The organism is Limnobacter thiooxidans (genome assembly GCF_036323495.1).
GTDB lineage: Bacteria > Pseudomonadota > Gammaproteobacteria > Burkholderiales > Burkholderiaceae_B > Limnobacter > Limnobacter thiooxidans.
Genome location: NZ_AP028947.1, coordinates 276,281 through 301,273, shown reverse-complemented (window position 1 = coordinate 301,273; position 24,993 = coordinate 276,281). Strand labels below are relative to the sequence as shown.

Annotated in this window: 11 protein-coding genes; 3 read left to right on the top strand and 8 right to left on the bottom strand. The window is 49.9% G+C overall.

The window, feature by feature from the left end:
* Positions 1-34: 34 nt before the first annotated feature.
* The 5 genes from RGQ30_RS01305 to cysD form a co-directional block, all read right to left on the bottom strand.
* Positions 35-1,027, bottom strand: a complete 993-nt coding sequence (locus RGQ30_RS01305; RefSeq protein WP_298219461.1) for an NAD-dependent epimerase — start codon at positions 1,025-1,027, stop codon at positions 35-37.
* A gap of 64 nt (positions 1,028-1,091) precedes the next feature.
* Complete coding sequence (locus RGQ30_RS01300; RefSeq protein WP_130558698.1) at positions 1,092-2,258, bottom strand: nucleotide sugar dehydrogenase; 1,167 nt, start codon at positions 2,256-2,258, stop codon at positions 1,092-1,094.
* Positions 2,255-2,596 carry a MarR family EPS-associated transcriptional regulator gene (locus tag RGQ30_RS01295; RefSeq protein ID WP_130558699.1) on the bottom strand — a complete coding sequence of 114 codons (342 nt, stop codon included), beginning with the start codon at positions 2,594-2,596 and terminating at the stop codon, positions 2,255-2,257. The genes RGQ30_RS01300 and RGQ30_RS01295 overlap by 4 nt, the downstream gene beginning before the upstream one ends.
* Positions 2,597-2,817: 221 nt before the next feature.
* Entirely contained in the window at positions 2,818-4,551 is a 1,734-nt protein-coding gene (gene cysN / locus RGQ30_RS01290) for a sulfate adenylyltransferase subunit CysN (RefSeq protein ID WP_130558700.1), read from the bottom strand.
* A gap of 1 nt (position 4,552) precedes the next feature.
* Positions 4,553-5,872, bottom strand: coding sequence for a sulfate adenylyltransferase subunit CysD (gene cysD / locus RGQ30_RS01285; protein WP_420915186.1), 1,320 nt, complete (start codon positions 5,870-5,872; stop codon positions 4,553-4,555).
* A gap of 279 nt (positions 5,873-6,151) precedes the next feature.
* Here cysD and cysC point away from each other — a divergent pair, with 279 nt between their 5' ends.
* From cysC to cysQ, 3 genes are read left to right on the top strand one after another with little or no spacing between them, the layout of a single operon-like run.
* Complete coding sequence (cysC, locus tag RGQ30_RS01280) at positions 6,152-7,063, top strand: adenylyl-sulfate kinase (protein WP_130558702.1); 912 nt, start codon at positions 6,152-6,154, stop codon at positions 7,061-7,063.
* A complete protein-coding gene (locus RGQ30_RS01275; protein ID WP_338284639.1) occupies positions 7,060-8,808 on the top strand; it encodes an SLC13 family permease in 1,749 nt (582 codons plus the stop codon). Before cysC ends, RGQ30_RS01275 begins: the two co-directional genes overlap by 4 nt.
* Positions 8,809-8,829: 21 nt before the next feature.
* A complete protein-coding gene (cysQ, locus tag RGQ30_RS01270) occupies positions 8,830-9,576 on the top strand; it encodes a 3'(2'),5'-bisphosphate nucleotidase CysQ (protein WP_130558703.1) in 747 nt (248 codons plus the stop codon).
* On the opposite strand, the gene RGQ30_RS01265 is transcribed toward cysQ, so the two are convergent.
* The 3 genes from RGQ30_RS01265 to RGQ30_RS01255 all read right to left on the bottom strand — a co-directional run bounded on the left by RGQ30_RS01265 (position 9,573) and on the right by RGQ30_RS01255 (position 24,835).
* Complete coding sequence (locus RGQ30_RS01265) at positions 9,573-10,346, bottom strand: GNAT family N-acetyltransferase (protein WP_338284637.1); 774 nt, start codon at positions 10,344-10,346, stop codon at positions 9,573-9,575. The genes cysQ and RGQ30_RS01265 overlap by 4 nt on opposite strands.
* 112 nt (positions 10,347-10,458) lie before the next feature.
* Positions 10,459-17,739 carry a hypothetical protein gene (locus RGQ30_RS01260; protein WP_338284635.1) on the bottom strand — a complete coding sequence of 2,427 codons (7,281 nt, stop codon included), beginning with the start codon at positions 17,737-17,739 and terminating at the stop codon, positions 10,459-10,461.
* Between the two features lie 310 nt (positions 17,740-18,049).
* Positions 18,050-24,835 carry a hypothetical protein gene (locus RGQ30_RS01255; protein ID WP_338284634.1) on the bottom strand — a complete coding sequence of 2,262 codons (6,786 nt, stop codon included), beginning with the start codon at positions 24,833-24,835 and terminating at the stop codon, positions 18,050-18,052.
* Between the last annotated feature and the right edge of the window lie 158 nt (positions 24,836-24,993).

Genomic DNA, 24,993 nt, shown 5'->3' with positions numbered 1-24,993 from the left:
CTAAGATATATTTAGCTTATTTTCTCAAAAATTCTCATAATCCATAATATTTCTTATACCACTCCACAAATTTTTTTATTCCCTCTTCTATTTGAACCTTCGGCTCAAACCCAGTATCGCTTATTAGCTCATCAATATCGGCATAGGTCGTTTCTACATCACCAGGCTGCATCGGCATATTTATTTTGATTGCCTTTCGCCCACACTCTTTTTCTATCACCTCAATAAACCTGCCAAGACTTACTGGTTTATTATTCCCGATGTTGTATATCTTATATGGCGCATGTGTATATGCATCTTTATTTGAAATAGAACCGGGTATCTTGTGAATGACTCTTATTATTCCATCCACTATATCATCTATATATGTAAAGTCTCTTTTCATTTCCCCGTGGTTGTATACCTCGATAGGCTCACCACTTAATATGGATTTTGTGAATTTATAATATGCCATATCAGGTCGTCCGTACGGCCCATATACTGTAAAGAACCTAAGCCCTGTTGTTGGCAATGAGAAAAGATGGCTATACGTGTGCGCCATCAATTCATTTGATTTTTTTGTAGCGGCATACAAACTTATTGGATAATCTACATTTTGATTTACATTGAATGGCTGTTTTTCACTCAACCCATAAACTGAACTCGAACTCGCATACACTAAATGTTTAATTTTATTTCCTCTGCACTCTTCCAGTATATTTACGAATCCTACTAAATTGCTTTCTACATAGGCACTTGGATTTTCAATTGAATAACGTACCCCAGCCTGCGCAGCGAGATTGATTACTACATCATACTCAGACTCTTGAAATATTTTTCCTAAACTTTCTTTGTGCGCAATATCTACTTCTTTGAACTGAAAATTTCCCCCAATTGCCCTGATATCTTCTATCCGGGCCAACTTTATTCTTTGATCGTAATAATTGTTTAAATTGTCAATTCCATCTACATCATATTCACTAGCAATCAATTTCTTTGCCAAGTGATAACCTATAAATCCTGCAACCCCGGTAATTAGTACTTTCATTTTTCGCACCGTTTATTTTTAAAATGTAATCAAAAAGTTGTAATTTAAATGCCTTCCAGTTTTTTCAATCGACACCAAATATATCTCTTGTATATACCTTTTCAATTACATCATCCAACTCTTCAACGTGTCGGTTACACAGAATTAAATCCGCCTCTTGCTTGAACTGTTCGATATCTTTAATAACTCTACTTCTGTAAAATTCTTGTTCCCTCAAAACCGGCTCATACACAATTACTTCTATGCCTTTGGCTTTTATTCTTTTCATAATGCCTTGGATTGCAGAAGATCTGAAGTTATCGCTTCCTGCCTTCATTACCAACCGATATATCCCAACCACTTTGGGATTTTTAGCAACAACATCGGATGCAATGAAATCTTTCCGGGTTGAATTCGCTTCCACAATCGCTTGAATCATGTTCTGTGGAACATCGTTGTAATTAGCAAGAAGCTGCTTTGTGTCTTTGGGCAAACAATATCCGCCGTATCCAAAACTAGGATTGTTGTAATGATTACCAATACGAGGATCTAGTGCCACGCCCTCGATGATTTGACGTGAATTTAGTCCGTGTCGAGCAGCGTAAGTATCTAGCTCATTAAAGTAGGCCACCCGCATGGCTAGGTAAGTGTTGGCAAATAACTTGATAGCTTCAGCCTCTGTGCTTCCGGTGAACAATACTGGGATGTCCTTTTTCACGGCGCCTTGTTGCAATAACTGCGCAAACACCTGCGCGCGTCCGCTTTGCTCACCTACAACGATGCGACTGGGGTACAGATTATCGTAAAGGGCTTTTCCTTCTCGTAAAAACTCGGGACTGAACATGATTTGTGTAGTGTTCAGCTTTGTTCGCAGTTGTTCTGTGTATCCCACAGGTATTGTACTTTTGATCACCATTGTTGCCTTTGGATTGATCGTTAGAACATCAGCTACAACTGCCTCGATCGATTGGGTATTGAAGTGGTTGGTTTCAGGATCGTAGTCAGTGGGTGTTGCAATAATGATAAAGCTTGCTTCTGTGTAGGCTTCTTCCTTATTTGTAGTCGCCTTGAAATTAAGCTGTTTGTGGGTCAAGAAGTGCTCAATTTCTGCGTCATGAATTGGAGATTTTTTTTGATTTAATAAATCAACTTTGTCTTGAACTATATCAAGCGCTACCACTTCGTTGTGCTGGGCCAAAAGTATGGCATTGCTTAATCCAACGTAACCTGTTCCTGCAATTGCAATTTTCATGATTTATTAAACTCTCTTTCAAGTTCTTCAAGTTCGGCTTTCATTAATTCGAATTCTTGTCTCTTACGCGCCATAAATAATTTTGTTATAGCTAGTTTGTCAGCTACCCCTTTAGGAGTTAACAAATAAATATATGCAAGTTTGTTGTCACTGCGCAGGAAATTACCCACTTTTATCAGACCCCGCTCTTTGAGCGCCTTTAACTGGTAGTTGACCTGGCCCAAACTAATTCCAAGTTCATCAGCCAACTCTCGCTGAGAAATTTCTGGCTTATTTTCAATCAAGCGAAGAACGCGAAAGCGTATCTCTTCACGCTGCTGTTCCAATCGATCTGACACGGGCTGGTTGTTTCCTTAGGCGCGCTACCGCCGTGTTGTACGCCGATCAACAAGCGGGAAACGACATTGGCAGGGGCAAGTAAAATTGTGCGTTCAACTTTGAACACAACAGATATTAAAGGGTTGAACGTTACATGTCTATGAAATTGCTGCACCGCACATACCTTAAACATGGGACAAACCCTAACCCCCCACATTTTTGGGGAGGTCAGGATCAGAAATCAGAATTCAATGCGTGATTTAATCTGAATCAGCAAATCATCAAGTGCAGCATCGGGGTTTTCATGGTCAGCAAAATCAATCACCGTGAAGCTTTCTTCACCCAGCAAGTCTGGCTTGGTGACTGTGGCAGCCACCGCGACACAACCCGCTTCCATCAACAACTTGGCCAACGACACCATGCGACGCACATGCTCGGCTTTGTCGGAATCCTTGAAACCAAGGTCCATGCTCATGTCGCTGCGTACCTTGCTGCCGGTGATCAGCATGGTGCTGATACGTTCGTGGTGCAACATGAGTTCAAACCTGGCGGCCAACTCGGTTTTATTGCTTTCTGCTGGTCCTACAAACCAGACGGTGTGGCCTTTATGCCCATGTAGCTTGGCCCTGTCTTCAACCGTCACGCCCGCTTGGGTTGCGTGGATCATTTCATTGCGCTTTAACGCAAAGTGAATAACACCAGCCCCCACGGTACGGTTGCTGTAACGGTCCACCAAAATGAAACTGCCCAGTTGCTTGTTTTCTGCAAACGGCAAAGCCACCACCTTGCGGTCAAGGTGAATATTCACCTCGGCGATGTCGTTGGTTTCCAGGTGCTCTGCCGCTTCATGCGCCAAGGTGTTTACATTCACCTTGTGCTTGATTTTGGTAATGGTGCAGCCCAATTGCTGGGTGTGGAGCTGAATCAGATAGTTCTTCGCGGGCAAACCTTGTTCAGGATCCATCCACACTAGGCTTGCACAGAACTGGTCAGCTGCTTTCAAACCAAGTGCGGGATGGCAAAGCACATCGCCACGGCTTACATCAACTTCGTCGCCAAGTGTCAATGTAATGGAATCACCTGCGCGTGCCTGCGCCCAATCGCCTTCAAACTGAACAATGCTGCTCACGCTACTTTGCGTGTTCTTTCCGGCCACTTCAATTGGCATGCCGGGCGTAACTGAACCCGAAGCGACCAAACCGGCAAACCCACGGAAGTCAAGGTTGGGACGGTTTACCCACTGAATGGGCATGGCGAATTGCTCGGGTACAGGTTCATTTATTTTTCCAAGCACATCCACTGTTTCAAGATAACCCATCAGCGTGGGACCATGGTACCAAGTGGTATTCTTTGAACGCTCTCGCAGGTTGTCACCACCAATTGCAGAAAGCGGAATGGCTTGCACCGATTCGATGCTCAAGGCCTTGGCGTATTCGCCAAAATCAGCAACAATCTGGTCATACACTTCTTCTTTGAAATCAACCAAATCCATTTTATTCACTGCCAACACCAAGTGGCGAATACCCACCAACTGCGTCAAGAACGCATGGCGGCGTGTCTGGGTCAGCACGCCTCTGCGCGCATCAATCAATAGCACCGCCAAGTGGGCCGTTGAAGCCCCTGTAACCATGTTGCGGGTGTATTGCTCGTGCCCAGGTGTGTCAGCCACAATGAATTTTCTGGCATCGGTCTGGAAGTAACGGTAAGCCACATCGATGGTGATACCTTGCTCTCGTTCAGCAGAAAGCCCATCCACCAACAAGGCGAAATCGATGTTGTCGCCCTGTGTACCGTAGCGTTTGCTTTCATTGCGCAAAGCAGCCACCTGGTCCTCAAACAGCTGCTGACTTTCCCACAACATGCGACCAATCAAGGTGCTTTTGCCATCGTCAACGCTGCCACACGTGATAAAACGCAAAGTGTCCAGGCTTTGCTGCTGGTCAAGGTAAGCTTGTACTTTTTCTGCGGCATTCATCTTAGAAATACCCCTCTTGTTTTTTCTTTTCCATGGATGCGAGCGAGTCTTTGTCAATTGCCCGCCCTTCGCGTTCTGACACATTCGATTCCAGCAGTTCAAGAATCATTTCTTCAAGTGTGTCGGCAGTGGATTCCACAGCGCCAGTGAGCGGGTAACAACCCAAGGTACGGAAACGCACTGACTTGATTTCAACTTCATCGCCTTCCTGCATGGGCAGGCGATCATCGTCCACCATCATCAAGATGCCATCTTTTTTGACAACGGGCCGGGGCTGTGCGAAGTACAAAGGAACAATCGGTATGCCCTCTCTGTAGATGTACTGCCAAATGTCCAACTCGGTCCAGTTACTCAGCGGGAACACACGCATGCTTTCCCCGCGGTTCTTGCGCGCGTTGTACAAGCTCCATAGTTCAGGTCGCTGATTTTTTGGGTCCCATTGGTGGGTTGTCGTGCGGAAGCTGAAAATACGTTCTTTCGCGCGACTTTTCTCTTCATCCCGACGTGCGCCACCAAATGCGGCATCAAATTTGTATTTGTCCAAGGCCTGCTTCAGGCCGACAGTTTTGGTAATGTCGGTGTGAATGCTGCTGCCATGGTCGAAGGGATTGATGTTTTTTTCAATGGCATCCGGGTTGACATGTACCAACAACTCCATGCCACTGTGTTTGGCCATCAGGTCGCGAAACTGGTACATCGTCTGGAATTTCCACTGAGTGTCCACGTGCAACAAGGGAAACGGTGGTGGGGCCGGGTAGAAAGCCTTGCGCGCCAAGTGCAGCATCACCGCACTGTCTTTACCAATGGAATAAAGCATGACGGGGTTTTCAGCCTGAGCCACGACCTCTCGCATGATGTGCATGCTTTCGGCCTCAAGGGCATCCAAGTGGGAACGATCGCCTTTGCTGAGCAAGTTTGTCGCGCGCGGCTTCAAATTCAGTGCGTCATCCTGCAAATGAGTTTGGTAAGCCGGCAGACACAATTCAAAATCCGCATTTTTCCAATTGCGTGCGTGTATACCGCGCACCTGCGCAACCAGCGCACCGCTCGGCCAAAGCTGGCAGGGCTTACCCACAGCCGCGGCAAGATTGGCGAACGCTTTCAACAAGACTTCTTGGCCAACCCCAGCTTTACCGGCCTTGACAGGCAGCCAATAACGCAACCCTTTTTGATTGTTTGCTGCCAGCAAAGTGAGCTTGTCGAAGTTGTGCACCTGGATATTGATCACTGCCAGACGCTTTCTTTTGGCTTCTGCCTGGTAGGTATTCAATACCACTTGTTTGACCGGCCCACCTTTTTCATCGGTCGTTTGCTCCACCATGACAGGCTCTGGCAAAAGGCCACTGTCATGCAAAGCCCTTTCGGCAGTGCGTTGGCTGACACCGCATGCGGACAGCATCGACTCGACCATATCAACACTGTTGAATACCGAACCGACGCCATGGCTGTTGGCTTCGGCGGCCAGATTGGCCACATGCAAATCGATGTAATTTGACGTATTTTGCAAAATCTTTATTCCTGTAGTGTAAATTTTGCTTGAACAAGTTTATATCGTTAGGTAATTTATATATAACTGCAATTTACGTCAAATATTTAATCCATGCTTATTGATCAGTTTGAAGGCGAAATCGCCTGGAAGTATCGCCAACCCATGATCGTGGGGCGAGTTTACAAGGCAAAAGCCGGAACAAAACCAACCCTCTTTCAATGCACCATCACCGAACTGAAGTACCTGGAAGGACAGGATGGAACAACCCGACTGGCTGCAAAAACCTTGCTTGACGGTCAAAAAGGCGTGGTAAACCTTCAGCTGGAACCCGGCTTCGAATCAAATCTGGATGTCGTGGGTTTACCTATTGAACTGCTGGAAATGGACAGTGAGGAATCACTTGCATCTTGCACACTGCACTTTCCGCTCAGAAGATCGAGCAACATTCGATGGCAGGCGATGTCGATCAATCGCGAAGCCCGCGAAACGATGATGCAACAAAAGGGCAAATGCATTTGGTTCACCGGTCTTTCCGGTTCAGGTAAAAGCACCATCGCCAGCGCATTTGAACAGCACCTTTTTCAACAAGGCCGCTTCACGATGACGTTGGATGGTGACAATGTGCGCCACGGCTTGAACAAGGACTTGGGCTTTACTGAAACCGACCGGGTTGAAAACATTCGCAGGGTGGCTGAGGTTTCCAAATTGATGGTAGAAGCCGGGTTGGTTGTTCTGGTGAGCTTTATTTCACCATTCAGGGCCGAAAGAAAGATGGCCCGCGACCTCTTCGCTCCTGGCGATTTCCTTGAAGTATTTGTAGACACACCGCTTGAAGAATGTGAGCGCCGCGATGTGAAAGGCTTGTATGCCAAAGCACGCAGGGGCGAAATTAAAAACTTTACGGGCATCGACAGCGCGTACGAGCCACCTCTTGAACCGGAAATTCGCCTGCCAACCTTAGAACTTTCGACTGAGGATTGCTGCAAACATTTAAGCCTGCTGCTGAGCAAAGGCCAAGCATGATCACTAGCGGCTTGGTGCTGACCAGCGTCTTTGTGCTGCTGGTTTTGCTGGTTCGTGGCGTGGCTCAACCAGCGACCCTATTCGGCTTGTTTTCGATCGGATTTTTCTTTGCCGGCTTGATCGAGCAAACGGAATTTCTGTCTTCCTACACAAACCCAGCGATGATTTGTGTATTACTGCTGATCCTGACAGGGCTTGTACTGGAACGCAGTGCCTTGATCACCCAAATGTCGAAAGTCTTTTTAAGTGGCTCGACAAAGGCATCCGTGTTCAAGTTATCGATCATGACTTCGCTGTTTTCGGCTTTTGTAAGCAATACAGCGGTGGTAGCAGCGTTGCTGCCGGCAGTTTCGAAGCAAAGCAAAATCGATCCGTCAAAACTGCTGATTCCGCTTTCTTATGCATCCATCCTCGGCGGCGTAACCACCCTGATTGGGACCAGCACAAACCTGCTTGTTTATTCACTGGCTGAAAGCCAAGGTATCACTGGAATCAACCTTTTCACATTCACAGGCGTGGGTTTGATTTTGGTAGTGGCCGGTTGCGCGTTAATGAGCCTGACGACAACAGAAGACAATACCGGCACCCATGCTGCAGACAAACCAATCGAAGTTGATGGCAATCCGCAAGGTTACTTTCTGGAATCCAAGGTAAAAGCTGGCTCAAGCCTTGTGGGCAAATCAGTGATTGACAACGGTTTGCGTGGGCTTGAAGGTTTGTTTCTGCTTGAAATTGTTCGAGAAGATCGCCTGATCAGCCCAGTACGCCCCGACGAGATTGTGCAGACCAACGACCGATTGATTTTCGTGGGCGAAACACACCGAATTCAGACCCTTCAACATTTCGACGGCCTTGAAGTTTTTGGATCTTCAGCGGGTGAGTTGCTGGAGAGTAATCTGGTGGAAGTGGTGATTGCCAACCAAAGTGAATTGGTGAACAAGACCCCCCGCGAGGTTGATTTCCGCACCTTGTTTGATGCTGCGGTAGTGGGCATTCGGCGGGGCGACAAAAAACTTACAGGGCAGCTGGGTCGTATTGAGCTGCGGGTTGGCGACAGCCTTATTCTGGCTGTGGGTGCCGACTTTAAAAACCACAAAAACCTGGAACGCAACTTTCACTTGCTGACCGACGAACCACTTCAACCCAAGTTATCCAGAAAAGACAACTGGTTGACGTTGGGTGGATTGGCCCTTGCAATCGGATTGGCCAGCACAGGAGTGATCAGTCTTTTGCAAGGGCTAATGGCTTTTGTTTTGTTTCTCGTGGGTATGAAATTATTGCCTGCAGGGCAGATGCGCCGCAGATTTCCATTCGACCTTTGGATACTGATTGGTTCAGCTTTGGTAATCGCGGATGTGATGACCAGCTCTGGGGCTGCAAAACTGATTGCAGATTACACCTCATCAGTACTTAGTCCATTTGGCGTCATGGGCGCTTTTGTTTCAGTTTATTTGATGACCTGGCTGTTAACCGAATTGGTCACCAATTCGGCAGCGGCTGCACTTGCATTTCCTATCGCGGTAAGCAGCGCTGCGCAATACGATGCCGCAGCCCTGCCCTTTGTATTGGCTGTGGCTTTTGCTGCAAGTTCAGGTTTTCTAATACCCACGGGCTACCAAACACACATGATGGTGATGTCACCTGGCCGGTATCGGACGATGGACTTCATCAGAAAGGGAACGCCCATGGCGATCCTGTACGGCCTGATCTGTGTTGTTTTTATACCGCTGTTTTTTCCTTTTTAATATTTATCCTGGGTATTTAGCATGACTGTATCTGTTGATGATTTGGTGGTGATTGCAAAACAGGCTGGCGAAGCAATCATGAAAATTTATGACGGCGAAATCGCAGTGTCGCAGAAAGAAGATGAATCACCTTTAACCCTTGCTGATCTTGAAGCGGACAGAATCATTTGTAGTGGTTTGAAAAAGCTGTACCCAGAGATTTTTATTCTCTCTGAAGAATCTGCATCTGGTGAATTGGCCGACTACGACAATTTTTTTCTCGTCGACCCGCTGGACGGCACCAAAGAGTTTTTGAAACGCAACGGTGAATTCACAGTAAACATTGCATGGATAAAAAATGGTGTTGCGGAAGTGGCCGTGGTGTATGTGCCAGCACTGGAGGAGTGTTACAAGGCCGATGCTTCCGGGGCTTTTGAAGAGCAGGATGACGGCACATGGAAAAAACTGGAAAGCAAAAAATCAGCTGGTGACAAACTTCAAATTGTAGGTAGTCGATCGCACGGTGCGGAAGAGATGGAAAAGTGGTTGGCCACGCTCACGGTACCTTACGAGTTTTTGGCTGTTGGTAGCTCACTGAAGTTTTGCCGGGTTGCGCAAGGTGTAGCTGACGTTTACCCACGCTTTGGCCCCACTTGCCAATGGGATACCGCGGCAGCGCAGTGCATTGTTGAAAAGGCGGGCGGCACCGTAACCGATTTGAACGGTGTCCGATTGCACTATGGGGTTTTACGGGAGAAACTGAACCCTTACTTCATTTGTAAAAATTAAATGATCCAGCCAACCCAGCGAGCGGCCAGTTTTTTGATCCGCTCGTTGTTGTGCACATCGGCACGATTCAGGCCCATGACCCACACGTCAAAGAATTGGCCAGGCGGCAAATAAAAGTGATCGCGAAGGGTTCCCTCCAGTTCAAAACCAAACTTTTCAAGAACCCGCCTGACCGGTGCATTGTCTGTATAAATATAAACATACAAGCGATTTAACTGAATTTGTTGAAATGCAAACTGCATGATCCAGAAAAGTGCTTTGGCTGTTTCAACTTCACTGTGAGAATCGAGCAAGCCCAAAGACAATTCAGCTTTCTGATTTTTTTGATCAATGCTTGTTAGCGAGGCGAGACCTATTGACCTGCCACCCGGCCTTTCAATAACCCAAAAAAGACTTCCGCTTTGCAAAGGGGACTGTTGGCCTGTACGTTCAAGTGCCTTTTCAAGATTACCGCGCCAGGGTTTCTGGCGATTGTACCGCCTAGCCCAATCTTCGTTTGAAAATATTTCTTTGTAAAAAGCTGCATCGCTGGCGCGGGTTCGCCTTAAACACAACGAACTGTTGCCCAGATCTTGCCACCACAGTGGATGCAATTCAGCAAGTTTGCGACCGAGTACCAATCGATCGACTTTTCGAACACTGTCTGGATCGGACTCTGTCGACTGAAACGTGGTTTTGACAAGTTGAAAAGCAAGGTCACGTCGACCGTTTTCAATCAGCTTTTCAGATTGCAGCAAAATATCCTTTATCGCAGGGGAAACATTAAACACACAACAATTCCTAAAATGATTAACAAAAAAGCGGGCTTGTGGCCCGCTTTCCTTTTCTTCTACCGGGCAACCTCGCTTGGTCGATTGCCCGGTTTGTTCCCCCACCGCTTGTTTACAGAATGATGTTGCCGTTGTTGATCGCAACCTGCAGGTTCGCCGCACTCACCCCAATGAACTGGATGCTCATGTCCACTACCGCGTCATCATCAATGTACAGGTTGATTGTTCCCGTCGTCCCTGTCGTGCCACCAGACAATCTCAGTGTCCCGGCGTTACCCGATGCGGGTACTCCGGTTAGATTGAACAATGAATTGCTCGCGTTAACAAAGGCATTGTCACCCGACAGGATGCTGTTTGCATCTATACGGCTTAAGTCGACACTCTCACCTGACACAAAGTCCGTGATGATATCCATCGCAGCACGATAGGAGTTGCCACCCGGCACAAGGTTAAACAAAGAGGAGAGCTGGTAATCACCGTTCTCGAATACAAACGTGTCCTGACCCGCACTACCCTCAAGACGATCGTTGCCCGAGCCTCCATACAACACGTCATTGCCGGCCGCTCCGAGCAAAGTATCCGCACCGTCCAGCCCGCGCAACGTGTTGTTATTCGCATTTCCAACCACCCTGTTTGCAATGTCGTTGCCTGTACCATCAATTGCATTGGCGGAATTAATCAATGTCAGTCTGTCCACATGGGCTGACAAGGTGTAACTGACTGTCGCATTAACCGTGTCAACACCCTCGTTCGAGGACTCAATAACAATGTCACTCTGTGAGTCAACACGATAGGTGTCGTCACCTCGACCACCACTCATTGTGTCTGCACCGGCATCTCCAGTTAAGGAGTCATTGCCGTTGCCGCCAAACAGGGTGTCATCACCGTTACCACCACTGATAGTGTCATCTCCGTCATCACCATGGAGCATGTCTGCTCCGTCTCCACCGGACACGAAGTCTGTGCCTTCACCACCGTAAATGGTGTCGTCACCTGCCAGGCCCAACAGCTGGTTGTCGCCAGCATTGCCGGTAATCACGTTGTTGCCGCTGTTACCCACAGCCGTGAAGCTGTTGTCTTCGCCTTCTTCAACATCCAGCAAGGTCAGGTTTTCAAAGCTTGCACCCAGGGTGTACGTGGCTGCAATTTCAATGGTGTCCACATCGCCCATCAGACCAGCCCCTTCAACAATCATGTCGTCAAGGTCGATGCGGTAGGTGTCGGAACCGTCGCCACCGTTCAGGGTGTCGATTTCGCCGTCGTTGCCAATCAAGGTGTCGTTGCCTGCGCCACCCAGCAAGGTGTCCACACCGGCACCACCGGTCAGGGTGTCGTTACCCACACCGCCCACCAGGAAGTCTGCTCCACCTTGTGCAGTCACCGTGTCGTCGCCGGCACCGCTGTTGATGTACACATTCGGTGCAATGACCATGCCTTCTGGTGCAGCAATGGTGATGGTGTCACCTGCACTGGAGCCCAAGGTCACGCGGTTGAACTGGTTGCCACGCTGTGTGCCTGCAACCAAATCGCGAACATCAAATGTGGTGCCTGCCTCAGTCAGGAACGTGATGCCTTCGTCGTCGGTGCGAGCAATCGAACCCACCAGGTTGCCTTCTGCGTCTTCGGCCTGCAGGCGAACTGCCAGATCGCCGTCTTGGTTGGCCAATGGCATGGCTGACTTGGAGTCGGTTGAATCAAAGGCACTACCATTACCCACTTCGGCGCTGGTGAATGTCACACGAATTTGTGAAGCCTGTGTTTTAACAGGCGTGTCACCCAAGGTCATCGTGACTGAAGAAGTCACGTTGACCACGTCGTCGCCTGTGCCCAGGTTAATTTCATCTTCACCATCACTGACCAGGTTGTAGGCCACTACCGTGTCGTTGCCGCCAGCAATGTCGTTGATAACATCGTCACCAGTTCCTGCAATGTAGCTGTCGTTGCCAGTAGCACCGTCCAGGAAGTCATTACCAGCACCACCTACCAAAAAGTCGTTACCGCTACCAGTTACAACTTCGTCAGCATCTCGGCCAGCATTCACGTAGTAGTTGACGGTTGCGTCGCTTTCATCGATTTGATCGCTTTCGTCGGTGCCCAGTACGGCCACTTTGAATTCATCACCACGGGAAACACCGCTGACCAGGTCGCGAATGTCAAAGGTTGTTGTGCCCCCCGCCACGAAGGTTGTGCCTTCGTCGTCGAAGCGGCCAATTCCAGACATGGCATCCAGATTACCCATGGTGTCTTCGGCCTGCGCACGCACTGCCAAACCACCATCTTGGTTAAGCAAGCCACCATCGGCAACCACACCGTCGGTGCTGTCTTTGGCTCTGTCATTGCCCACTTCACCGCTGGTAAAAGTCAGGCGGATTTGATCTGCGTGATTGCCCATGGCGTCAGTGGCTGAAATGTTCACAACGTCATCGCCGTCGCCCAGATCAACCTGGTCTGAACCATCGGTAAGCAGGTTGTAGGCCACTACGATGTCGTCAGCAAAATCTTCCTCGGAAATGATGTCGTCGCCGGTGCCGCCGATGTAGCGGTCGTTGCCTTTGCCACCCATCAATTCGTCATCGCCACTGCCGCCGACCAGGAAGTCTTCACCCTCGGAGCCGTTGACGATGTCGTCGCCAGCGCCTGCGTTGATGTAGTAGTTTTCTTCAGGTACGTTGATGGAATCACCGCCTACTTCGCCAACCAGGTTATCGCTCAGGTTGTACACAGGTCCGACGTCTGCCTCTCGCAGTACGAACGAAAAGGCAGGCGGAGTTTGCTGCTCAAGGTTGGGTAGGTTAGAAGTCAGGAAGAATGTAATCTCAAACGTTTCAGGCTCGTCGGTTACGATGACAAGCTGCTGTACTTCCCCACCCATCTCGCTTTGATTCAAGGAAGTAGTCTCAAAGCGGGCGCTCGACTCCAAATCGACCGTCAGTTGGTAACCCGTGGCCACAGCAAACTGAAAGAGGTAGGTGGTTCCGCCGTCCAATTCAGGCAACTTTCGGGTGAAGGTATAAACCTCAGCCGGGTTCACGTTCTGTGCAGCCACACTACTCAAGTATTCCGTTGGGATAACGCCATTTAGCCGTAACGTCTCGTTCAGTTGCCCGTCCGTTCCATACAGAATGTTTGAAGGGGCCAGATGAAGATCTTCAGCAAGTACGCTGGGGGACAATACAATCGATTCTTCACCCGGTGCCTCGAATACATCGTTGCCTTCCGTACCCAATTCAACCACTGAGAAGTGGTCGCCACGCGGGGCACCGCTGACCAAGTCACGTACGTCGAACTTTGTGCCTTCTTCGGCTACGAAGCGAATGCCTTCGTCGTCAGTGCGGGTTACATCGCCCATTGGGTCAAGGTTACCCAAGAGATTTTCTGCTTGCACACGCACTGCCAGGCCACCGTCTTGGTTGGTCAGGGGCGTTGAAGAACTCGAATCTGTCTTGTCAGTGGCTGAGCCATTGCCCACTTCTGCGCTGGTGAATGTGATGCGAATTTCGTCTGCACCACCCAATACCACGGTGTCGCGACCTGCGCCCATGTTAATGCTGTCGCTGCCGTCTGTGGAGATATCCAGCACGGTAACGTCGTCACCGTCACCAGCCGTGATGGTGTCGTTGCCCGCACCGCCAATCAGAATGTCGTCACCAGCCAAACCTTCCAGGGTGTCGTCGTCGCTCAAACCGTTGAAGAAATCATCTTCAGCGGTGCCTACGAACATGTCTTTCACATTGTCTTCGCCAATGTCGGCTACGTTCAAAGTGACTTGCTGTTCTGTCATGTTGTCTGCGGCGTCTGTCGCAACCACGGTGAACTTGTACTGCTTCTTCAGTGATTCGAAATTGGGTACTACGTCAATGAAGCTGACCTCACCTGTTTTGGAATCAATCGTGAACAAGGCGCTGTCGTCTGCCGTCACGTCGCCTTCTTCGAATTCCTTCAAAGCGTAGGTAACCACACCCAGGTTATCCGTGTCGGGGTCGGGCGTTTCCATGGTGGGTTCTTCATCCATTGGCAACGTGCCCAGTGGCATGATTTCTACTTCCATTTCTGGAATAGTGTCGTCATCGGCCTTTGCTGTATACACAGTGGTGCCAGCAACTGTGTTTTCTACCACAGTGGCTGTGGTAGCAGACACAAACAGCGGTGCACTTTCGTCCAGGTCAGTTACATTCACAGTCACGATTTGGAACGTCGCGTTGCCTGCTTCGTCTACTGCACGCACCTGGAATGTATAAACAGGCTTTGTTTCATGGTCCAGCAACAGCGGCTCGGCTTCTTCTGCTTCGCCCTCGCCTTCCATCATGCCTTCCTCTTGAATGGTCACCAACTCTTCACGCTTCAGGGTGACTACACCGGTTTTTTCATCAATCTCCAACAACGCAAAGTCGTTGATGAGTTTTGTGCCTTCGCTAGTTTCGTTAAATGCATCTTGAGCTTGCTCAACAGCGAAAATGAACCCATTCAAAATTCCGCTGGAAGCAAAATCTTGATTGCTGAAATAGAGGCTTTGTAGCGCATTGATCTTCGCTGACTCTTCTGTGGCAGTACCAGTTGGAATTGCTTCCGCGTACTCGAGGTTCACATAAGCGGTCAGCTTAGACTTCGCTTGGGTCAACTCAAGCTGCGCTGCTGCCACATCTTCGGCATCGGGTGCAATAAAGATGTCTTCACTCACCAGGCTGTACTTGACAAAACCTTCAATGCCGGCGGCTTCTTCATCGGTTTCTGTGTTGTACAGTTCTTCGGTGTTTTCATCAGGTGTAGCCGTTGCTGCAGACTGAATTTCAGGTGCAACAGTGTCCAGCGTGTAGTTGGTCACTTCGACTTCGCTGGTGGTGTTCAGCACTGTGTCGATGCGCGTTGCAAACTGATACTCGCCATCGGCAGGCACTGGCATCATTTCTGGAGTAGTGGGCTCGCACACCACAACCATGTCTTCTGCAGGCTCTTCTTCTGCCAGCAGCTCCAGGTCCAGTTCAACAAAACCGGCTTCAACATCATCGGCAGTCAAAACGTGCTCAATGGTACGAATCACCACGAACTCGGTTACTGCGGGTTCTGTATCTGTGGCGGGTGTGGTTTCCTGCTCTTGCTTGACTTCAACTACAACAGTGTCGCCCACGAAACGGGCGAATTCACCGAAAGTTACTTTCAGTGTGGGTGTGCGGTCGTTGCTCAAACCATCCAGTGAGCTTTCACCAGTGTCTGAACCCATGGCCAACGCAACTTCGGGTGTATCGGGCGTGGCCAGTACATCGCCAGTTGCGAAAGAGAATACTTCGATGTCGCTGTTTGCAGTGGTGCCATCTTCCGCATCCACATAACCGAAGTTGTCCGTCCCGTCGGCTTGTGCTTCGGCAGAAGCCATTTCGGTGGCGGAAATTTCGAACTGGAAACCACCAACCATCAGGTCGGCGACAGAAGCCTTTGCGTCGTCGAAGCTGTCTTTGGCGAAAACGAGCGATGAATCTTCTTCTTCGTCCAGGAATTCTTCAGCAAATGCTTTGGTGTCTGGGTCAAATTGGCTGTCGGTAGATTCGACGATGGAAGTAAGCCCAAGAACCAAGCTATCGTAATAATCTTCCAAACCCATTTCATCGATGCTGTTAAAGAATCCTTCTACCGTTGCGTCGGGATTACCGTCAAGCTGCGCCTGAAGAAATTTGTAGGCGTCAAACATTTCGTTGAGCAGGTCAAACTGGGCACCGACATAGGAAGCGAGTACTTGCCCTGTGGCATTCAACTCATCAGATTCACCGTCTCGGTAGTCGATAAAGATATTATCCAGTGCTTCTTCACTCGTGAAGAACGCGCCAAGGCGGGCATCGATCGATTCGGGATCGTCTGCATTCAAGTATTTTTGTGCCTTACTTAGGTCCTGCGGGTTATTAGCAGTGCCGACAACGTTCACCAGGTCGGCTTTCAAATCATCAATGAAGGCTTCAGAATCTAGGTTGTAATCACCTTCAAAGTCTTCTCTGGTGTAAAGAGTATTGTTGTTACTAAAATCGCGAACAAAAAGGGTGGCTTCATAAAGCGTGGCAAGCAGTTCTTCCTCTGAAACAAACACATCCAGCACCGCTGTATCGATCGCTGTTATGTCTGCTTCGGCTACATCGCCGCCTGCAACCGTTGTGGTTTCAATGCGGTAGTCCAGCACACTGCCAGAGAAGATTGCGGTGTCTTGGCCTTCACCACCCACCAAGGTGTCGTTGCCTTCGCCTGCGATCAGTACGTCGTCGCCTGTGCCACCATTCAGCGTGTCATCACCCAAACCACCAATCAGTACATCATCACCCGCGCCTGCGCGGATGTCGTCACGCCCGTCGCCACCAATGATGGTGTTGTCAGTCATGTCCACGAAAGGAATGAAATCGAGTGGAATTGGTGTGTCTGTGTTGATCACATCGTTTGTCAGGTCAATGATCGTGTCCTGCGCACCCAACACCACAATGGTTTCCATACCCTTGATGTTCTGGATGAATTGCGCTGGTGCAACCGGTTCTTCGAGTGTGCCAAGTTCCGCACTGCCCTGAATGACCAGCATGTCGTCACCGGCACCGCCATCCAGTTCTCGCTGAACTGCGTTGTCAACGTAGATCACGTCGTCACCAGTGCCCGCCTGCACAGAATGGTCGAAGCCGCCCTCAACTGAAATGAAATCGTCGCCTTGATTACCACGAACAATTACACCAGAGCCCGCGTTTGTGTTCACCGCCTGGATCTGGATCGTGTCATTGCCCTCGCCCGCATTAACAAAACCACCTCTTGCGCCTGTGATAAGAATGGTGTCGTCGCCCAAACCACCATCGGCCTGACCGGCATTTACGTTTGCATTGATCGTGATTTGGTCGTCGCCATTGCCACCCGATGCGAAATGAACTGCGCCACTGCCCTCAACGCCATTGATCTCGATGGTGTCGTTGAACATCGAGCCACGAACCTGTTCAATGCTCACCAAGGTATCGCTGCCTTGACCTCCACCAACAGCCTGTGGACCGCTGAGGCCCGTGTTGACCCTGATGCCGCTGGTGGCCTTGCTGTAGTCAACAAGGTCATCACCATCCCCACCATCAAAAAGATCATGCCCATCGCCCGCACTAATAGAATCGCTACCTGCACCACCGTAGATCTTGTTTGACCCTGTGCCGCCATCAAGGGTGTCATTTCCGCTTTCTCCGTAAATGAGATCGTTACCACCCCCACCCATCACTTGGTCATTACCAGATCCACCATAAATTAAATCGTTACCTGTACCACCATCAATCGTGTCGTTGCCGCCATTGCCTCGAATGGTGTCCGCAAATGCACTGCCCGTAATCAGATCGTCTTCACCTGCGCCAACAATCGTCTGCTTTTTTGTTTCGGTGGATTTATTGATAGTCGCCATTTTGTGTCCTTGATTTGAATTGCTTCCAAGCGGGCTGATGCACGCAAAGAACTATGAATTGGTGATGCCGGAAAGCCCAACTGGGGCATGTGGTGAGAATTTACAGAGACCGGATCAGGCGATGCAATCGAATGACAAAGTATTTGCAGGCCGTTAAGTAAATTACGGAAAAATATTGAGAGGAACTGTGAGAATTTTCACAAGACGTAATTCAGCAGAAACAAAAAAGCGGGCTTGTGGCCCGCTTTCCTTTTCTTCTACCGGGCAACCTCGCTTGGTCGATTGCCCGGTTTGTTCCCCCACCGCTTGTTTACAGAATGATGTTGCCGTTGTTGATCGCAACCTGCAGGTTCGCCGCACTCACCCCAATGAACTGGATGCTCATGTCCACTACCGCGTCATCATCAATGTACAGGTTGATTGTTCCCGTCGTCCCTGTCGTGCCACCAGACAATCTCAGTGTCCCGGCGTTACCCGATGCGGGTACTCCGGTTAGATTGAACAATGAATTGCTCGCGTTAACAAAGGCATTGTCACCCGACAGGATGCTGTTTGCATCTATACGGCTTAAGTCGACACTCTCACCTGACACAAAGTCCGTGATGATATCCATCGCAGCACGATAGGAGTTGCCACCCGGCACAAGGTTAAACAAAGAGGAGAGCTGGTAATCACCGTTCTCGAATACAAACGTGTCCTGACCCGCACTACCCTCAAGACGATCGTTGCCCGAGCCTCCATACAACACGTCATTGCCGGCCGCTCCGAGCAAAGTATCCGCACCGTCCAGCCCGCGCAACGTGTTGTTATTCGCATTTCCAACCACCCTGTTTGCAATGTCGTTGCCTGTACCATCAATTGCATTGGCGGAATTAATCAATGTCAGTCTGTCCACATGGGCTGACAAGGTGTAACTGACTGTCGCATTAACCGTGTCAACACCCTCGTTCGAGGACTCAATAACAATGTCACTCTGTGAGTCAACACGATAGGTGTCGTCACCTCGACCACCACTCATTGTGTCTGCACCGGCATCTCCAGTTAAGGAGTCATTGCCGTTGCCGCCAAACAGGGTGTCATCACCGTTACCACCACTGATAGTGTCATCTCCGTCATCACCATGGAGCATGTCTGCTCCGTCTCCACCGGACACGAAGTCTGTGCCTTCACCACCGTAAATGGTGTCGTCACCTGCCAGGCCCAACAGCTGGTTGTCGCCAGCATTGCCGGTAATCACGTTGTTGCCGCTGTTACCCACAGCCGTGAAGCTGTTGTCTTCGCCTTCTTCAACATCCAGCAAGGTCAGGTTTTCAAAGCTTGCACCCAGGGTGTACGTGGCTGCAATTTCAATGGTGTCCACATCGCCCATCAGACCAGCCCCTTCAACAATCATGTCGTCAAGGTCGATGCGGTAGGTGTCGGAACCGTCGCCACCGTTCAGGGTGTCGATTTCGCCGTCGTTGCCAATCAAGGTGTCGTTGCCTGCGCCACCCAGCAAGGTGTCCACACCGGCACCACCGGTCAGGGTGTCGTTACCCACACCGCCCACCAGGAAGTCTGCTCCACCTTGTGCAGTCACCGTGTCGTCGCCGGCACCGCTGTTGATGTACACATTCGGTGCAATGACCATGCCTTCTGGTGCAGCAATGGTGATGGTGTCACCTGCACTGGAGCCCAAGGTCACGCGGTTGAACTGGTTGCCACGCTGTGTGCCTGCAACCAAATCGCGAACATCAAATGTGGTGCCTGCCTCAGTCAGGAACGTGATGCCTTCGTCGTCGGTGCGAGCAATCGAACCCACCAGGTTGCCTTCTGCGTCTTCGGCCTGCAGGCGAACTGCCAGATCGCCGTCTTGGTTGGCCAATGGCATGGCTGACTTGGAGTCGGTTGAATCAAAGGCACTACCATTACCCACTTCGGCGCTGGTGAATGTCACACGAATTTGTGAAGCCTGTGTTTTAACAGGCGTGTCACCCAAGGTCATCGTGACTGAAGAAGTCACGTTGACCACGTCGTCGCCTGTGCCCAGGTTAATTTCATCTTCACCATCACTGACCAGGTTGTAGGCCACTACCGTGTCGTTGCCGCCATTCAGATCTTCAATGGTGTCGTCACCTGTGCCGGCGATGTAGCTGTCGTTGCCTGTACCACCCAGCAGTGAATCGTTGCCTGCACCACCGACCAGGAAGTCGTTGCCGCTGCCGGTGGTCACGGTGTCGTCACCTCGGCCGGCATTGACGTAGTAGTTGACTGTTGAAGCGCTTTCGTCGATTTGATCGTCGCCATCTGTACCCAGTTCCGCTGCATTGAATTGATCGCCACGGGATACACCGCTGACCAAATCACGCACGTCAAAGGTCACGCCGGTGGCGGCCTTGAAGGTGATGCCTTCGTCATCGAAGCGGCCAATGCCGGATTCTGCATTCAAACCACCCTTGGAGTCTTCAGCCTGTGCACGCACAGCCAAACCACCATCCTGGTTGGTCTGGGTGTTTGCATCAAATGCATTGCCGTTGCCCACTTCACCACTGGTGAAGGTCAAACGAATCTGTGTTGCACCGGTGGCTGACAGGTTAACCACGTCATCACCCACTCCAAGCTCAACATAGTCCGAACCATCGGTGGCCAGGTTGTAAGCCACCACCACATCATCACCGTCTGCACGGTCCTTGATCGTGTCGTCTCCCAAGCCGCCAATGTAGCTGTCGTCACCCGCACTGGCCTTAAGGGTGTCGTCACCCGAACCACCCACCAGGAAGTCGTTGCCTGATGTGCCTCGAACATCATCATCACCTGCGCCCGCGTTGATGTAGATGTCTTCCAGTGGGACCGATACAGATTCTCCCTGCTCATTCAGAGCAGCCTCTGTGGTGACCGAGCTATAAATCTCCGTAGTGATGTCTGGCTGGCTTCTTACGTGGAACCCTGCTTCAATATCACCAACCGGTTGACCGCTTAGCATCAAGGTTACTGAAATTGTGTAGGTTCCCTTCTCAAGGGGGAAAAACTCATCATCAAAATCATAAAGAAAACCATTTATTGCAGAGTCCGTGGTGTCCGAGCTGATTTCAAAGTAAGCAAAAACGCCACCAGTCATCGAAGAATAGAGGGAAACGAATTGCGATTTTTCCATCGTGAATTCATGTGTGAATGTCACGCTGGATACCCCATCGCTGTCTGCCGGCCCAAAGCTGGACTGATCAACAATCAATCGGTCAAATTCAACAATTGTAGGAGTGCCTTGAATATTAAACTCAAGCTCCAGAGAACCGCCTGGTCCTTCAAAAATTGACGAACGAGGCAACAAAATCGACTCTTCTACCGGCGCTTCAAAAATATCGTTCCCATTTGTACCCAGTTCAACGACCTTGAACTGATTTCCTCGCTCGGTGCCGCGCACCAGGTCGCGTACATCAAATGTGGTGCCCTCTTCGGCCACGAAACGAATGCCTTCGTCGTCCGTGCGGGTGACCTGGCCAGTCAAGCTGTCCATCGCACCCTCAGCTTGCACACGCACTGCCAGTTTGCCGTCCTGATTGGCCAAGCCCATGGCCGGCATGTCATCTGTCGCAGGCATGAAGGTTGTGGAGTCAACGGCAGAACCATCACCCACTTCCGCGCTGGTGAAGGTAATGCGGATTTGATCTGCTCCACCCAACACCACCGTGTCACGACCTGCACCCATGTTGATGCTGTCGCTGCCGTCTGTAGATACATCCAGCGCGGTAACGTCATCACCTTCACCTGCGGTGATGGTGTCGTTGCCTGCACCACCGATCAGGATGTCGTCGCCAGCCAAACCTTCCAATGTGTCGTCGTCGCTTAGGCCGTTGAAGAAATCATCTTCAGCGGTGCCTACGAACATGTCTTTCACATTGTCTTCACCAATGTCGGCTACGTTCAAAGTGACTTGCTGCTCAGACATATTGTCTGCGGCGTCTGTTGCAACTACAGTGAACTTGTACTGCTTCTTCAACGATTCGAAGTTGGGTGGTGTGGTTCCCGCTGCAAAGCTAACTTCACCTGTTGTTTCGTTGATCACAAACAAGGCACTGTCGTCGGCCATCATGTCGCCTTCTTCGAACACCTTCAAGGAGTACGTGACCTCACCCAGATTATCCGTGTCTGGGTCGAGTGTTTCCATGGTGGGCTCTTCGTCCATTGGCAACATGCCCAATGGCATGATTTCCGGTTCCATTGCTGGAATGGTGTCGTCATCGGCCTTTGCTGTGTACACAGTGATGCCAGCCTCGGTATTTTCAACCACAGTGGCTGTGGTTGCAGATACGAACAGCGGTGCACTTTCGTCCAGGTCAGTCACGTTTACCGTGACTGTCTGGAAGCTCGCATTGCCAGCTTCATCGACCGCGCGCACTTGGAATGTGTAAATAGGCTTGGATTCATGATCCAGCTCTAGTGGTTTTCCGTCCTTGTCTTCAGATGCCAGAGTCACCTCGCCTGTTGCTTCATCGATTTGCAATAAATCAAAATCGTTGACCAATTCGACAGGTGCGCTTGCGTTATCAAATGCTGTTTGTGCAGCATCAACAGCCTCAATCAAATCTTGAAATGTTTCTGCATCTGCAGCTATTTCTTCAAATTGAAGATGCGATTCATAAAACTCGACCAATTCGGCGATTTTTTCATCTTCTGTTGTTGCAGTACCCATCGGGAACGTCCCGGCGTACTCAATATCCACAAATGCTGTGAGCTTAGACTTGGCTTGATTCAATTCCTGTTGAGCTGCATCGACAACTTGAGCATCTGGTTCAATCAGGATAGGGCCACTAACCAGGTTGTATTTGACAAAGCCATCCATGCCAGCGGCTTCTTCATCGGTTTCAACATCGTACAATTCAGTCGTGTTTTCATCAGGTGTAGCCGTAGCTGCGGACTGAATGACTGGTGCGACAGTATCCAATGTGTAGTCAGTGTCTTTCTCTTGACTTATGGTGTTCAGTACGGTTTCAATGCGGGTTGAAAACTTGTATTCGCCATCGGCGGCTACAGGCATCATCTCTGGAGTAGTCGGTGTGCAGACGATCCAATCACCAGACTCTTCTGCAAGCAAATTCAAATCCACATTCACAAAGCCAGCTTCAACATCATCGGCAGTCAAAACGTGCTCAATGGTACGAATCACCACGAACTCGGTTATTGCAGGTTCAGTATCTGTCGCGGGTGTGGTTTCCTGCTCTTGCCTGATCACCACCACCACAGTGTCGCCCACGAAACGGGCAAACTCACCGAAAGTTACTTTCAGTGTTGGTGTGCGGTCGTTGCTCAAACCATCCAGTGAGCTTTCACCAGTGTCTGAACCCATGGCCAACGCAACTTCGGGTGTATCGGGCGTGGCCAGTACATCGCCAGTTGCGAAAGAGAATACTTCGATGTCACTCTGCAAACCACTTGGGGCAAGCTGATCACCAGCTTGACCGAAGATCTCTTCCCCATCGTTTTGAGCAGCCACAGTTGTAATTTGACCCGCGGAAAGCACAAACTCATGATCAACAACAACCTGAGATTCGATCAAGCTTGGAGTATCTTCAAGAGTTCCTTCCGCGAAATCAAAAGCCAGAAAAAGATTACTTAATTCGCTACCTGGCTCGAAATCACTAGAATCATACAGACCGTTAACGTTCGGGTTTTGAGAGTTTTCAAACGCTGCAGCTTGAAGAGCTTCGGCATCGTCACCTGGAATGCCAGATGGAATGATAAGTCCACCGTCATTCACGCCATACTTGTTGTTCAACATGTTGAACTGTACATAAAAAGCTTGTTTTGCTTCTGTCACTTCAGCCAAAGCTATTGCATAGGCTGGATTTGCAATCGACTGCGTAGCTTCAACCGCGCGCAATTTAACTACGTAGTCAATCACATTGCCGGAGAGAATCAGAGTGTCTTGGCCTTCACCACCCACCAGGGTGTCGTCGCCTTCACCTGCGATCAGAACATCATCACCTGTGCCACCATTCAGCGTGTCATCACCCAAACCACCAATCAGCACATCATCGCCCGCGCCTGCGCGGATGTCGTCACGCCCGTCGCCACCAATGATGGTGTTGTCAGTCATGTCCACGAAAGGAATGAAATCACCAGGAGGCAGTGAATCAGTGTTGGTCAGGTCAATGATCGTGTCCTGCGCACCCAACACCACAATGGTTTCCATACCCTTGATGTTCTGGATGAATTGCGCTGGTGCAACCGGTTCTTCGATTGTGCCAAGTTCCGCACTGCCTTGAATGACCAGCATGTCGTCACCGGCACCGCCATCCAGTTCTCGCTGAACTGCGTTGTCAACGTAGATTACGTCGTCGCCCTCACCTGCACGCACTGAGTGATCAAAGCCGCCCTCAACAGAAATGAAATCGTCGCCTTCTTCACCAACAACAATTACACCAGAGCCCGCGCGTTCGTTTACTGCTTGAATTTGTATAGTGTCATTGCCCTCGCCCGCGTTAACAACACCACCTCTTACGCCTGTGATAAGAATGGTGTCGTCGCCCAAACCACCATCGGCTTGGCCGATATTTACGTTTGCATTGATCGTGATTTGATCATCGCCATTGCCGCCCGATGCGAAATGAACTGCGCCACTGCCTTCAACGCCGTTGATCTCGATGATGTCGTTGAACATCGAGCCGCGAACCTGTTCAATGCTCACCAAAGTATCGCTGCCTTGGCGTCCGCCAACAGCCTGCGGACCGCTGAGGCCTGTGTTGACCTTTATGCCGCTGGTGGCCTTGCTGTAGTCAACAAGGTCATCACCATCCCCACCATCAAAAAGATCATGCCCATCGCCCGCACTAATAGAATCGCTACCTGCACCACCGTAGATCTTGTTTGACCCTGTGCCGCCATCAAGGGTGTCATTTCCGCTTTCTCCGTAAATGAGATCGTTACCACCCCCACCCATCACTTGGTCATTACCAGATCCACCATAAATTAAATCGTTACCTGTACCACCATCAATCGTGTCGTTGCCGCCATTGCCTCGAATGGTGTCCGCAAATGCACTGCCCGTAATCAGATCGTCTTCACCTGCGCCAACAATCGTCTGCTTTTTTGTTTCGGTGGATTTATTGATAGTCGCCATTTTGTGTCCTTGATTTGAATTGCTTCCAAGCGGGCTAATGCGTGTAGGAAAAAGTGTTTAGTAACTGGAAAAACGTGAGCGTTATTTGTAAGGTATTCCCCTACAAACCAGCAAGTGAAAACAAACCTGAAACTGTTAACCTTGGTTAAATCAGGGTT

Excerpts from the sequence above, each read along its gene's own strand:
- RGQ30_RS01305 (WP_298219461.1), bottom strand. The coding sequence starts at position 1,027 with ATGAAAGTACTAATTACCGGGGTTGCAGGATTTATAGGTTATCACTTG.
- RGQ30_RS01300 (WP_130558698.1), bottom strand. The coding sequence starts at position 2,258 with ATGAAAATTGCAATTGCAGGAACAGGTTACGTTGGATTAAGCAATGCC.
- cysN (WP_130558700.1), bottom strand. The coding sequence starts at position 4,551 with ATGAATGCCGCAGAAAAAGTACAAGCTTACCTTGACCAGCAGCAAAGC.
- cysD (WP_420915186.1), bottom strand. The coding sequence starts at position 5,872 with ATGGTGGAGCAAACGACCGATGAAAAAGGTGGGCCGGTCAAACAAGTG.
- cysC (WP_130558702.1), top strand. The coding sequence starts at position 6,152 with ATGCTTATTGATCAGTTTGAAGGCGAAATCGCCTGGAAGTATCGCCAA.
- RGQ30_RS01275 (WP_338284639.1), top strand. The coding sequence starts at position 7,060 with ATGATCACTAGCGGCTTGGTGCTGACCAGCGTCTTTGTGCTGCTGGTT.
- cysQ (WP_130558703.1), top strand. The coding sequence starts at position 8,830 with ATGACTGTATCTGTTGATGATTTGGTGGTGATTGCAAAACAGGCTGGC.
- RGQ30_RS01260 (WP_338284635.1), bottom strand. The coding sequence starts at position 17,739 with ATGGCGACTATCAATAAATCCACCGAAACAAAAAAGCAGACGATTGTT.
- RGQ30_RS01255 (WP_338284634.1), bottom strand. The coding sequence starts at position 24,835 with ATGGCGACTATCAATAAATCCACCGAAACAAAAAAGCAGACGATTGTT.